The sequence below is a fragment of the Peribacillus sp. YIM B13472 genome (assembly GCF_042788005.1).
Classification (GTDB): domain Bacteria; phylum Bacillota; class Bacilli; order Bacillales; family DSM-1321; genus Peribacillus; species Peribacillus simplex_E.
The window spans coordinates 16691-29960 of sequence record NZ_JBHZPG010000022.1 but is presented as its reverse complement, the minus strand read 5'-3'; the positions used below and the strand labels follow the sequence as shown (position 1 = coordinate 29960).

General features: G+C 38.2%; 10 protein-coding genes, 1 pseudogene and 1 other annotated feature. Of the genes and pseudogenes, 9 read left to right on the top strand and 2 right to left on the bottom strand.

What is annotated here, in order from left to right:
• Positions 1–9: 9 nt before the first annotated feature.
• Positions 10–477: a DinB family protein gene (locus ACFX4I_RS16775; protein ID WP_230302893.1), complete on the bottom strand. Its 468-nt coding sequence runs from the start codon at positions 475–477 to the stop codon at positions 10–12.
• Between the two features lie 470 nt (positions 478–947).
• On the opposite strand from ACFX4I_RS16775, the gene ACFX4I_RS16770 reads away from it, so the two are divergent.
• Positions 948–1328: a VOC family protein gene (locus ACFX4I_RS16770; protein WP_230302894.1), complete on the top strand. Its 381-nt coding sequence runs from the start codon at positions 948–950 to the stop codon at positions 1326–1328.
• A gap of 82 nt (positions 1329–1410) precedes the next feature.
• Here the strand turns inward: ACFX4I_RS16770 and ACFX4I_RS16765 are convergent, their stop codons facing one another.
• Positions 1411–1731: a 2Fe-2S iron-sulfur cluster-binding protein gene (locus ACFX4I_RS16765; protein ID WP_377421865.1), complete on the bottom strand. Its 321-nt coding sequence runs from the start codon at positions 1729–1731 to the stop codon at positions 1411–1413.
• Between the two features lie 270 nt (positions 1732–2001).
• Between ACFX4I_RS16765 and cdaS the strand changes: the two genes are divergently transcribed.
• The 8 genes and pseudogenes from cdaS to ACFX4I_RS16725 all read left to right on the top strand — a co-directional run bounded on the left by cdaS (position 2002) and on the right by ACFX4I_RS16725 (position 12502).
• Positions 2002–2628: a sporulation-specific diadenylate cyclase CdaS gene (cdaS, locus tag ACFX4I_RS16760; RefSeq protein WP_377421863.1), complete on the top strand. Its 627-nt coding sequence runs from the start codon at positions 2002–2004 to the stop codon at positions 2626–2628.
• Positions 2629–2919: 291 nt separating this feature from the next.
• The gene (map, locus tag ACFX4I_RS16755; RefSeq protein ID WP_377421861.1) at positions 2920–3666 is read left to right on the top strand and encodes a type I methionyl aminopeptidase; all 747 of its coding nucleotides are present in this window, start codon (positions 2920–2922) and stop codon (positions 3664–3666) included.
• Positions 3667–3911: 245 nt separating this feature from the next.
• Positions 3912–4664 (top strand): PadR family transcriptional regulator, encoded by a 753-nt coding sequence (locus tag ACFX4I_RS16750; protein WP_181762328.1) that lies wholly within the window; start codon positions 3912–3914, stop codon positions 4662–4664.
• A 126-nt stretch (positions 4665–4790) separates the two neighbouring features.
• Entirely contained in the window at positions 4791–6038 is a 1248-nt protein-coding gene (locus ACFX4I_RS16745) for a GTPase family protein (RefSeq protein ID WP_230302897.1), read from the top strand.
• A gap of 115 nt (positions 6039–6153) precedes the next feature.
• Positions 6154–7296, top strand: a complete 1143-nt coding sequence (locus tag ACFX4I_RS16740; RefSeq protein ID WP_377421859.1) for an acyl-CoA dehydrogenase family protein — start codon at positions 6154–6156, stop codon at positions 7294–7296.
• A gap of 215 nt (positions 7297–7511) precedes the next feature.
• Entirely contained in the window at positions 7512–8783 is a 1272-nt protein-coding gene (locus tag ACFX4I_RS16735; RefSeq protein WP_377421857.1) for an ATP-binding protein, read from the top strand.
• Between the two features lie 107 nt (positions 8784–8890).
• Positions 8891–10879, top strand: coding sequence for an acetoacetate--CoA ligase (locus ACFX4I_RS16730; protein ID WP_377421855.1), 1989 nt, complete (start codon positions 8891–8893; stop codon positions 10877–10879).
• Positions 10880–11205: 326 nt separating this feature from the next.
• Positions 11206–11458: a binding site (T-box leader), on the top strand.
• A gap of 47 nt (positions 11459–11505) precedes the next feature.
• Positions 11506–12502, top strand: a pseudogene (locus ACFX4I_RS16725) (tryptophan--tRNA ligase).
• The last annotated feature ends 768 nt before the right edge of the window (positions 12503–13270 follow it).

The window sequence follows — 13270 nt, the reverse complement described above, 5'->3', positions numbered from 1 at the left end:
GTTTCATTATTACCTGACGAAAAATTCCGGTGGTTCAATTCCGAGCGTTCTAAGATAGATATAACCCTGTCCCCTATGATGAATCTCATTTTCCAAGGCATATTGAAGTCTGTCAAAGTGGCTTTGTGAGGGACCGAAAAAGGGATCCTTTTCCACCACTGCAAGCGTTTCCTCGGTCATTTCCTCCCACAGTTTCCTAGTATCATCCCTTACTGCTTCGCATGCTGAAACTAGTTCCTCTTTGGTGGAAATTCCAGCAAACGAATCTGGGTACTCCCAAATACTAAGTGCAATACCACGCATATATCCAGTCTCAATGTTCATGATTTCTTTAACCATCTCTGCGAAAGGGCGAAGCTTCCCGGCCGGGGTATAGTGAAATAATTCCTCTTCAGGAAAAGCTTCAACCACCCGCATCGTTAATCTCCTGTTGCCTTCTAATATATTTAACAAACCCTCTTTCAATAGAACCACCATTTCACTCTCCTTTGAGAAATACTCTGTATAGAAGTTCTGGGGAAAATTGAAAAGTCCTGCAACTCCTGCAAATTCTGTTTGTAAAGTTTGCACAACCTTTTTTAACTACTCGGGAAAGCGTCCTAAAAAATATCATTTTTCTTTTACACTTGATGAATTGAATAAGCATTAAAACATAGACGGTTTTTTACTCCAATAAAAGATTTAGAGTTATAGTACCATTAACTGTGGTAGCGCAATATCTGGAAGGGAATTCACACATACAGATTATTTGGATTATGCAGAAGAAATAATTAAGCAAAATTAGTAAGAAATTGACTTCCCAAAGTCGGTAAATGGAATCTTGGTAAAAATTGATTAAATCTTGTATTTATTATACGATTCAATTAGTTATATATTTCCAACCAGCAATATGCTTATACGTAATGGATATCATTAATAACAGAGCCACTAGAAAGGGAGATAAGCAAATGATTAATAAAGTCGGTCAAATCATGTTATATGTAAATAACCAAGACGAGTCATTGAAATTTTGGACGGAAAAATTCGGTTTTAGTGTTATTTCTGAAGAAGATAACGGCCAAGGGCTAAGATGGATTGAAATAGCCCCAACAAAGGAAGCACAAACGAGTATCATCCTGCATAATAAGGAATTCATTGCTAAAATGCAGCCGGAATTAAATCTTAATACACCTTCGTTAATGTTTTACTCGGATAATCTTGATGAATTATATCAAGACTTTTCGGAGAAGAATATCAAAGTGGGGGAACTTGTGAATATGCCATCTGGAAGAGTCTTCAATTTTGCTGATAATGAAGATAATTACTTTGCGGTCATGGAAAAGAAGTAAATCATTTAGCAAAAGATAAAAGAACATCAAAACGACTAGAAAAACTATTTTTAGTCATTTTGATGTTTTTTGATACCACTATTTAGTCTGCAGGCCTTGTCCCAGCAGGAAGTCCAGAGTTCTCAACCGTCTTGATCGGCCGAACGGTTATGTCTCCATTCACGTAAATTTGACAAGATAAACGCAAATGATCTTCCATTCCTTTTTCTTCAAAGACCTTTTTTTCTTTATGTGTGACCTCCAAAAAATCACCTGCCAGTATTTCCACTCTGCAAGTTGTACATTTAGCCTTTCCGCCGCATCGGTGAAGAATATTAATACCGTTATCCTCCAATGCTAATACTAACTTTTTTCCATTTTCAACTTCAAACGTTCCATGGTCAAATACTGTTACGTTAGGCATCTAATACCACCTCTTATTATAAGATATCTATCAACAGGTCATTAACATATCTATTCTTTTACCTTGTCCATATGACATAAAAAAATGTGAAGTCATTACTGATTGATAGTTAAGATGAATAATTAATTATCTTGAAGACAAACTTTAAGTACATTCATAATTATAAAATTAACAACGCATAAATAGAGCTAGGGAAAATAAGAATGTTCTTTTAGAGAGACAAACAAGAATTATTGAAAAAAAGAGAGTGAAATAATAAAAGGGAGGTGCATGCCTGTGACTAATGGCAATTGTGATTTTTCACCAATGAAACAAATGTTAAAAGAGGAAATTCGTCAAGTAATATCGGCATTACAGGATAACTTAGAAGCAATGGGTGATGAAAATTATTGTCTTCTTGGAAATTTCGAGAAAATAAAGGATAAATTCGTATACATCGATATGAAAGCAGCAACATTTTATTTGAACTGTTATTTGTCACCATTTACAGACAAATATCCCGAATTATCAATTTGCGTACAAAATTTGTCGAACTTGAGACATGGCGGGTTGATTGTTATTCAACGGGAAGATTCTCTTGATTCTTTGATCCAACCAGGTATTTCAATAGGAGCGGAGTTAACCCATTCTTTATTGGAATCAATTTTTTTCCCTGGAAATCCACTGCATGATGGTGCCGTATTGGTTAGTCAAAATCAGATTGTTTCCGCAGCAAATGTCCTTCCGCTTTCAGACAGATCAACAGGGGGAAAAAAACTTGGAACTCGCCATCGCTCTGCTTTAGGTTTATCTGAACGAAGTGATGCCCTTGTATTGGTAGTATCAGAGGAAACAGGAAGAGTTTCATTTGCGTTAAATGGAAATCTGTATCCAATTAATGCTCATGGACCTATATAGAATTTTCGAGACAATTAAGTCCCATAGTGATTATAATGTTGTAGGTAATTCACCCCCGGAAAAATAATCATTGAGCAAATGGGTAAAGGAAAACGTAAAAGTTAGCTTTCATTTTTATCATTTTTGTAATTCAAAAGCTTATTTTTCTCGGAATTACAGGTACGGAAAAGGTCATGAATTAATTAACCCGGTGATTTTTACCGGGTTTTTGGTTGCTTTTTATATAAAAAAAGGCATATGATAAATAAGGAGTCTCAATCAGAAAAGTTATAAAACGAAAGAGGATTTTAAATGATAACCATTAAAAGTGAACGAGAAATAAATTTGATGCATGAAGCGGGCAAACTTCTTGCTGCGACGCATAGAGAAATTGCAAAAATGATAAAACCTGGCATCACGACTTGGGAAATCGAAGAATTTGTCGATAAGTTCTTGGCAGAGCATGGTGCTACCCCTGAACAAAAGGGATATAACGGTTACAAATATGCGACGTGTGCATCAGTGAATGATGTAATCTGCCACGGCTTTCCGCAAAAGAAAGCCTTAAAAGAGGGAGACATCGTTACGATTGATATGGTGGTGAACCTTAACGGAGGTTTGGCGGATTCAGCTTGGACATATGCAGTCGGTGAAGTTTCCGATGAAGCTCAGCGTTTAATGGATGTAACCAAGAATGCTTTATATAGAGGCATCGAAGTTGCACGGGCAGGAAATCGTCTTGGGGACATCGGGCATGCAATCCAGTCATATGCAGAGGGTGAAAAGTTTTCTGTTGTTCGCGATTTTACAGGGCACGGAATCGGTAAAACCATGCACGAGGACCCAACCGTCCTACATTATGGTAAGCCAGGTAAAGGTGCCCGTCTAAAAGAGGGAATGGTCATCACGATCGAGCCAATGTTGAATGCAGGAACATGGCATATGAAAATGGACCAAGACGGCTGGACGGCGAGAACGGCAGATGGAAAACTCTCCGCACAATATGAACATACCATCGTCATTACAAAAGAAGATCCGATCATTTTAACGGAACAGTAAACAAAAAGAAGAAACGGCCTTATCATGTGCCGTTTCTTCTTTTTGTTTTATTAAAATATTTCACAATAAACCTCGACAGAATATTCTGTATTCCATCATCCCACAATAGATCGAATTCGAAAAATTAGTACTAGGCAGTTAGGCATTAAAAACTTTACTATTATGTGGGAGCACAGGATAATAAGGGGAAGGAAGAAAAAATTAATAATATGTTATATATACAGTATATAAAGGGGGTAATGACTGTGAAGAAAGGGGAGAAACTGTCTGCAACGGTTGAAACGGTTGGGTTGAGCCAGCGGGAATTTTTAACGATTTTTTTACTACACTCTTTGAGAATAAAAGCGAATTATCCAAGGGCGATTCATCAGGACCTAAAAAATACGTTCACTGGAAAAGTGCATAGCTATGACTATCTATGTAAAATATCCAATACGCTAGTCGAATCCAACCATTTATCATTATATACGAATAAGGGAAGAAATTATTATCAAATTACTGAAAAAGGCAAAGAGCTTTACATATGGTACCAAGAAAATTTCCTGGAACGGTTTTCCGAGGTGAAAAAGGTCATTGATCGCTTCATGTTCGATTTAAGGGGTTCTGGTGAAAACCCACCGGTTATTAATGAACTTCCAGAAGAATACAGGTCGTATTTCTCGAAAATTATATCGGTGAAAGACCTTGTCCGTTATGTAACTTTAAAAGCCGCTTTCACTAAGAAGCCCATTTATATGGGGGAAATTGGCGATCTGCTTAAAAATCAGTTCGGTTGGATCGCTTCAAACGGCTATTTATACGATTTATCTCATGAAATGGAAGAGAACGGCCTTCTTGTCGGCAGGTGGGAAAGTGAAAAACGAACTAAACGGTATTTACGAATCACCGATGAAGGACAGCATCATTACAAACAGATTGCGGATTCTGCAGCCTTTCAAGTCCAGGAAATCCAAAAATACATGGCCAGTGTCGTTATGTTCTTAAAAGAAAAGAGTTAAATGAGTTAAATGAATATAAGAGATGGAGCCCCTTAATTTTGCAAGGAGATTGAAGTTACATGCTTAAATTGAATCGTTCAAGGGTAAATGTTACTTAAAAAACTTCTTAACAAGGGGGAATGACTGATGGTAGAAAAACAAGAAGAAATGGGAAGCATATTCAGTTTCATTAAAGGCCAGGTAGATAAGCTGCCCATTTCACAATCGAAAAAGAACAAAATGCTCGACCAGCTTCTAAGGCTTAAAACGATGACGGTTGATGCAAGGGAACCGCGAATTGCTCTTGTCGGAAGGCGGGGGTCCGGAAAATCATCACTGATCAATGCGATGTTTGGTCAGGAACGGCAATATGTCAGTTCCGTTAAATCTGGAACGGGTAAGGGAAAATGGCTCTGGTACCCGAGTGATGCCGAGCCCAAAATCCGTTTGCTGGACTCTCGGGGACTGGGTGAGAGTGAAGCTCCTACGGAAGATTTCGAAGAAAAAACACCAATGGATGAATTGATAAAAGCGGTAACCGAAGAACAGCCTGATGTGTTTCTTTTCTTGATTAAAGCAAAAGAAACGGATTCAAGGGTTGAAGAAGATTTAAAAGAGTTGAATAAGCTGCGCAAAATCGTTAAAGAGAATCACCATTATGATGTACCCGTCATCTGTGTGGTCACCCAAGTGGATGAATTAGATCCGCCACATTATAAACAAGCACCTTTTGATGCCAATCCTAAGAAAAAACAGAATATTGATGAAGCCATCGCTTTGATGTCAAAACGATTTAAAGAGAGTGAAATACCACTATTGAACATCATTCCTATTTGTTCGTATATTGATTTTGATGAAAACGGAAATATTGAATATGATATGCGTTGGAACATAGATTTGCTTTCTGATTACTTGATCGAGGCCTTACCCAGTGAAGCGAAGCTGAAGACCGCCAAAGCGATGCAGAGCCAATTCGTTAAGAAGAAATTCGCGCGGACGATAGTGGGAACGTTTACGGCAATAGCCGGTTTAATAGGTGCAGAGCCAATACCTTTCGCCGATTTTCCCATTTTGACCGGCATTCAAGGTTTGATGATTGTGGTGATTGGTTTTATCGCGGATAAAGAAATCAATACAAAAACTGCAAGTGAATTCATTGCGGCATTAGGGATCAATGTTGGAATCGGTCTCCTTGTCAGGGAAGGTGTCAGGGCTGCAGTCCGTTTCATCCCAGGAGCTGGTCTAGCCGTTTCCGGTGCGGTAGCGGGCGCGGTCACATATGGAATCGGGCAAGCAGCGATAGCTTACTTTCTCGAAAACAAAGATATTAATCAGGCGAAGGAAGCTTACAAGAACGCGAACAAAGAATATAAAAATGAAGATATTGACTCTTAATGGGCAGAATCAAATCATAAACTACACTAAGGTGATATGATAAAGTGGAGTTCGCAGTTCTGTTACTGCTGCTGGATGGTTCAGGATTTTGTTTACTACAGGAGGGATGATCTTCATGTCGTTTTTTCAATCACAGAAGCAAAAAGAATATATACAAAAATTAGAGGAAGCGATTCAATCCTTTTCCGCCCGATCTGAAGCGCTTGATGATTCAAAGGGATTTCCTTTTGAAAACATTAAGGAGTTAAAGGAATTCGGATATCCCCAATTAACTTTAGCAAAAGAAGATGGCGGATATGGCGGTTCCTTATATGATTTTCTCCTATGCCAAGAAAAAATAGCCCAATATTGCGGCCCGACAGCCTTAGGAATAGGCTGGCATGTCGGAACGGTCCTATCCTTAACGGAGAAAAGACCATGGGAAAAAGGAGTCATGAATGAATTGTTTGATGAAGTGTCGAAAGGCGCTCTCATCAACACTGCAGCATCCGAGGCTGGAACGGGAAGCCCGGCGCGCGGAGGCCGACCGGAAACGATCGCTATCAAAAAGGGTCAACAATGGAATTTGAATGGCAGAAAGACTTTCACTACACTCTCTCCCGTCCTTGATATTTTTCTAGTAACGGCATGGGTTCCCGAAGATGAGCGGCTAGGCACATTTTTAATTCATCGTGATGTAATGGGGGTAAGTATAGAAGAAACTTGGGATATGATTTCCATGCAGGGGACAGGAAGTCACGATTTGGTATTAAATGACGTCAGCCTGCCTGAAAAGTATTATGTCATGAAAAGCAATCTTGGTGAAAAAAGAAAACCTGAAGCGTGGCTATTACATATACCGGCTTGCTACTTGGGAATCGCAGTGGCTGCCAGAAATTACGCCGTCGAATTTGCGAAAACCTATTCTCCCAATAGCTTACCAGGACCAATCAGGGACCTTCCGAATGTTCAACGGACAATTGGGGAGATGGAACTGGAATTGGGCGAAGCACACCATTTCCTCTACTCTGTCGCAGAAAAATGGGTGCGGCACCCTGAAGAACATGATGAATTATCGAAGCAATTGGGTGCTGTTAAGTTATCGGTAGTCAACAAATCGATTTCCATCGTCGATAAAGCGATGAGGGTCGTCGGAGCCAAAAGCTTACAACGAAATAACCCTCTGCAACGTTACTACAGGGATGTACGCGCAGGACTTCATAACCCTCCGATGGACGATGCGACAATCACCATGCTCGCAAAGTCAGCTCTTTATTAAGTTCGTATTCGAATATTTTTTTGATGGCACTGAAATGACTTCGTCGTTTCAGTGTTTTTTTCGTGCGCCCTGAATCATCCGCTTTCTTTGTTGGTCCCTCTAGCTGTATCTTTTTTAGTCCCGCATGTTAATTTCACTAGATTATCATTCTCTATCTTGTTATGATTGATTTACCTGTCTAAATCTTCGAAAAATATCGAAAGTTCGGTGTAAAAATGAATCTTATGACAAAAGATTTACTGATTAACTTTTTAATTATCCTTTTTCCGATCTTTTTATTGCAAATGAGCTATCTAGTGAGGTACGTCTATCGTTTAGATGCATTAAAAGGATCCTTCCTATCGATTTTCCCTATTCTTTCACTTGTTCTATGCATGCTATTTCCCGTTGTTATAGAAGAGGATTTTGTTTGGGACCTCAGATGGATTCCTTTTCTTTTAGGCGGTTTATATGGAGGCTACCGGTTAGGAATCATATTGATAGTCATCACTCTTTTTATTCGCTATTTATCAGGGGGGGATAATGGATTTTATATATCATGCATCACTTTTCCACTAATGGGAGTTTCCTTGTTTTTTATATCTAAATACTATCTAAAAATGTCTGTCAGTAAAAAAATCTGCATTGGTATATCATTAATATTCATTGTTCATATTCTCACACAGTTTATTTCAACAGTAGTATTTGAACTTACTATCGGCATAAGTTTATGGAAACAATACTTCACGATCCAAGTCATAGGAATCGTTGTTGTGATCATATTATGGGAAGTTATCCTCACTAATTTTCAGGTTCTCGAAAAATTAGTGAAAGCGGAAAAATTGCAGATCGTTAGTCATCTGGCTGCAAGCATATCTCATGAGGTCAGAAATCCCCTTACAGTTACTAGGGGATATATTCAAATGTTAAGCGAAGACGTGTCTTCCCATAGCAAGGTCAATTATGCAAATATTGCACTGAAGGAATTAGATCGGGCCACGGATGTCATTAATGATTATTTGACGTTTGCTGCCATATGCCCTGAAAACACAGAGCGATTAAGGGTATCCGAGGAAATTCAGCATGTCGTGAACAACATAAAACCATTGGCTAACAATAATCGAACAGAATTGAAGTTATCCCTAATCGAAGATGGAGCTTATTATATCATGGGGGAAAGGAAGAAATTCCAGCAATGCTTGTTCAATATCTTAAAGAATGGGGTAGAATCGATGGACCATGATGGTGAAATATACATACAGTTAATTCGTGCTGCCACCACCTTCCAAATTAAGATTCAAGATCAGGGAATTGGGATGACACAGGAACAAATATACCGTTTAGGTGAGCCTTACTTCACGACAAAAAATAAAGGGACGGGTTTAGGCATGATGGTTTCATATAGCGTTATCAAAAGCATGGATGGAACGGTACATGTATCAAGTGTACAAGGGAAAGGGACATGTTTCTCGATTAACCTGCCCATACATAGAAACGAGCATATTTAAGTTTAGTGTAAATTGACGGTTTTAAACTCATAGATTACAATTTAAGTAAACTACCAATATTATGAAATGATTCAATTACGCATTTGATACCTAAGGGAGATGACGAAATGAAATCGCTTACAGATGGACAAATCATTTGGGAACCGACAAAGGAACAAATCGAGCAAACGGTATTGACTCTATATGTGAAATGGTTAAAAGAAAAGAAAGGTTTAACATTTCATGATTATCATGAATTATGGAAATGGTCGGTAGATGAACTGGAGGAATTTTGGGCTTCCATTTGGGAATATTGTGATGTAAAAGCAGCCCGGAAATATGACAGGGTTTTAGCGGATCAATCAATGCCAGGTGCGAAATGGTTCGAGGGGGCAAGGCTTAATTATGCTGAAAATGCATTATTGAATGATCAAGAAGAAAAAACGGCGATTTTTTTTCGTTCCGAACATATCAGTCAGCAAGAGGTTAGCTGGAAAGAGCTGAAAGAAAAAGTAGCTTCTGTCGCCCATTCATTAAGGAAACTTGGTGTGAAATCCGGTGACCGTGTTGTTGCCTATATGCCGAATATTCCTGAAGCGGTCATAGCTTTCTTGGCAACAGCGAGCATAGGTGCGATCTGGTCCAGTTGCTCACCTGACTTTGGGGCAAGAAGTATCATAGATCGTTTCAAACAGGTTGAACCGGTTGTATTACTGGCGGTTGATGGGTATCAGTACAATGGAAATGTATATGATAAAACATCAGTCGTCTCACAGCTTAAACAGGAATTGGTCACTCTCAAGCATACCGTTTTGGTTTCTTACATAGAAAAAAAGATTTTGGAAGTGAATCTGGCAGATGTGATTCCTTGGGAAGACCTTTTAAAAGAAAAGGCAGAATTATCTTTTGAAAGTGTTCCGTTCGATCATCCGCTGTGGATTCTTTATTCATCAGGTACAACCGGGATGCCAAAACCAATTGTACAAGGGCATGGCGGTATATTATTGGAACATTTTAAATCAACAAGAATCCATCAAGGCATGACTTCCGAGGATACTGTATTCTGGTTTACGACGACAGGCTGGATGATGTGGAATCTCCTTATGGGCGGTTTGCTTAATGAAGGGACCATCGTCCTTTATGACGGCAGTCCTTCTTTTCCGAATATGGATGCCCTTTGGGAATTGGCGGAAGATACAGGCATGACTTTCTTTGGAACAAGTGCACCTTTCCTTACCAATTCCATGAAGTTAGGAAACAGACCCATGGGAAAATATGATTTATCCAAATTGAGGGCTCTTTTTTCCACTGGAGCTCCATTGTCTGGCGACGGTTATAAATGGGTGTATGAGAATGTCAAGAAGGATATCTGGCTCAGTTCATCCAGTGGCGGAACCGATGTTTGTGCCGGTTTTGTCGGCGGTGTCCCAACATTGCCCGTGAGAATCGGAGAAATACAAGGAAGGGCATTAGGTGTTTGTGCGGAAGCCTTTGATGAGCATGGTCAAACATTGATTAATGAAGTCGGTGAATTGGTCATTGCCAAACCGATGCCGTCCATGCCGCTATACTTCTGGAATGATCAAGACGGGTCAAGATACTACGAGAGTTATTTCGATACGTATCCTGGTATATGGAAACATGGTGATTGGATAAAAATCGACGACAAGGGCAGCTGTATCATTTATGGACGTTCCGACTCGACCATCAACCGTTCTGGTGTACGGATGGGAACTAGCGATATCTACCGGGTCGTCGAAGCGATAGACGAGGTGATGGAAAGCCTTGTCATTGATAGGGAAGTGCTTGGCCGGGATTCCTCACTGTTGCTGTTCGTTGTTCTTAAGCCCGGTAAAACCCTGGACACTGCATTGACGGCAAAAATCAAGGAACAAATCAGAGGGCATGTGTCCCCTCGCTTTATTCCTGACCAAATCCATGTCGTTGAACAAATTCCAAAAACATTGAACGGAAAGAAAATGGAAGTCCCGATTCGTAAAGTGTTATTAGGGTTCGAGTTTGATAAGGTAGTGAATGAAGACTCCATGGGAAATCCAGAATCGCTACAGTTCTTTAAAGAATTAGCTCTCGAGTTGAATGAGAAAAAAATATTCTAGCATTAAGGCGGAGCAAAAAGCTCCGTCTTTTTTTGTTACTGGAGGTGATAAATTTCTAATTATAAAAGCACAATGAAACTTTTTAAAGAAAATAATAGAGATTATCACATATATCTAAAATAGCATTATAATCAATATCAATTGCTTTTCTTATTTTTTTTTACTTCTCCTTATATCAAGATAAATAATTTATGATTATTTTATTGTATATGGGCACTTATCTAAGTAATTCTAGTATTCCTTAATTAATAATTACTAAAAAAAGTATTTTTTATAATGTAGCCTTGTCCTTTATTTATCCATGTTCTAGAATAAATTTAATAAATAGGAGAGCAATGATGAAGAAGCGTAAACATTAAGAATGTTGCAGAGAGCTGAGGTATGGTGGAAATCAGTACAGGATTATCGTTGAATGGGCTTCTGAGCTTCTAGATTGAAATAAGCAGTAGGTCTTGGCGGAACGTCTTACCGTTAAAAAAGACTAAGTATTGAAGAAATTTTATTGTTTCCGTACGGATAAGTGCGTTTACATAAAAAGTAAGCGAATGAAGGTGGCACCTCGGGTTACTCGTCCTTTTTTGGATGGGTAGCCCTTTTTGTATTTATTTTGATAAAGGAAGGGTTTTATGAAAAAAACAATATTAACTGGAATCAAACCTACTGGGCAAATCCATCTGGGTAATTACATTGGAACTATCAAGCCATCTTTAGAACTAGCTAAAGTGAAAGATTATAAACCTGCATACTTTGTTGCAGATTATCATGGTATTACAAAGAGTCATAATGTAGAGGAGTTTGGACATTTAACATACGGAATAGCAGCAACTTGGCTTGCATTGGGGCTAGACCCCGATAAGGTGATCTTTTATAAACAATCAGATGTTCCTGAGATTTTTGAATTAACTTGGATATTTAGCTGTTACACACCTAAAGGTTTAATGAATAGGGCTCACGCATACAAAGCGATGGTTGTTGGCAATACAAAATCGGAAAAGGAAATAGATTTCGGTGTTAATCTGGGGTTATTTAATTACCCAGTTCTAATGGCAGCAGATATTTTGATGTTTAAAACAGAGATTGTTCCTGTAGGGAAAGACCAAGTTCAGCATATAGAAATTGCTAGAGATATTGCTGAAAGTTTCAATCATAAATATGGGGAAACATTCTTATTGCCAGAGTACAAAATACAAGAAGAGACTGCTATATTACCAGGATTAGATGGTAGGAAAATGAGTAAAAGTTATAATAATACAATTCCACTCTTTGAAGAGCCAAAAAAGTTACAAAAACTCATAAATAAAATCAAAACTGATTCATTACCACCAGAAACACCAAAAGATCCCGATACATCTATTATATTCACGTTATATAAAGAATTTGCATCTTATTCTGAAACTGAAAAGATGAAAGAGCAATATTTAAAAGGGGTTGGCTGGGGCGAAGCAAAAAAAGGAATTGTTTAATGTAATGAATAGATTTATTGAAGGACCGCTTGAGAAATATAATGAATTAATGTCTTCTCCAGAAACTTTGGATTAAATTTTAAAAGAAGGGGCAGATAAAGCAAGAGAAATTAGTGTACCATTCTTAAAAGACATTAAAAGCAAGATTGGTATTAGGTGAGAAATTCGAAGCTATAAGAAATCTTGGACAAATGTACTAAACTAGCGATAGCTTTTCTTTATAAGGGGAAAGCTATTCTAGTGCAATAAAAAGGCAGGTTAAAGAAACTTCCCTGAATAATTGACAGTTACTTGAAATACTGACCAACTATTTTAACACGATGCATGAAGAAGGAAAGCTCATTCACACAGATCCAGAGCTGCAGGCGTTGTCGTTCATGATGATGAGTTTAGGTGCATTTATAATCAACCTGGATGCTGATGAAAGCTATCCAACCGTGTCCCTGGGGGCATTTATAATGGAGAGTGTCCAAACATTTACTAGGGATTTGACTCCCTAGTTTTTTTTCATAAAGAATAATGACAGTTAGCACTGACGAACCTTTTATAAAAGGAATTACCGATTTTTAACGAATTTAGATAAATAATTTAAATGACAGGAGATAATGAATATGAAATCAAGTAATACAATAGTATGAATTAATGTATTTACACAAGCTGAAGAACTCAAGGTGTTCCTGGTTGGATTAGTAGCCGTTGGCATCGTTCTGTTGATAATAATAAGGCAATTATGGTAACTACTTTTGAGAGTATTGATTTTAATGAAAATTGGTTAGGAAAAAGTGAATTTTGGGAACATTTTAACAAAATGCAACATCTCATTAAAGATACAGAAGGTGGGTACTATACGTTAGTGGAAGACATTGAAAATTTGTAAACTTTAAATTCGATTACACTGGCTTGATCATATTTTTTCATTACCATGATT

What these genes read in the sequence shown, in the direction of transcription:
- ACFX4I_RS16775 (WP_230302893.1), bottom strand. Translation starts at nt 477, where the DNA reads ATGGTGGTTCTATTGAAAGAGGGTTTGTTAAATATATTAGAAGGCAAC.
- ACFX4I_RS16770 (WP_230302894.1), top strand. Translation starts at nt 948, where the DNA reads ATGATTAATAAAGTCGGTCAAATCATGTTATATGTAAATAACCAAGAC.
- ACFX4I_RS16765 (WP_377421865.1), bottom strand. Translation starts at nt 1,731, where the DNA reads ATGCCTAACGTAACAGTATTTGACCATGGAACGTTTGAAGTTGAAAAT.
- cdaS (WP_377421863.1), top strand. Translation starts at nt 2,002, where the DNA reads ATGCCTGTGACTAATGGCAATTGTGATTTTTCACCAATGAAACAAATG.
- map (WP_377421861.1), top strand. Translation starts at nt 2,920, where the DNA reads ATGATAACCATTAAAAGTGAACGAGAAATAAATTTGATGCATGAAGCG.
- ACFX4I_RS16745 (WP_230302897.1), top strand. Translation starts at nt 4,791, where the DNA reads ATGGTAGAAAAACAAGAAGAAATGGGAAGCATATTCAGTTTCATTAAA.
- ACFX4I_RS16740 (WP_377421859.1), top strand. Translation starts at nt 6,154, where the DNA reads ATGTCGTTTTTTCAATCACAGAAGCAAAAAGAATATATACAAAAATTA.
- ACFX4I_RS16735 (WP_377421857.1), top strand. Translation starts at nt 7,512, where the DNA reads ATGAATCTTATGACAAAAGATTTACTGATTAACTTTTTAATTATCCTT.
- ACFX4I_RS16730 (WP_377421855.1), top strand. Translation starts at nt 8,891, where the DNA reads ATGAAATCGCTTACAGATGGACAAATCATTTGGGAACCGACAAAGGAA.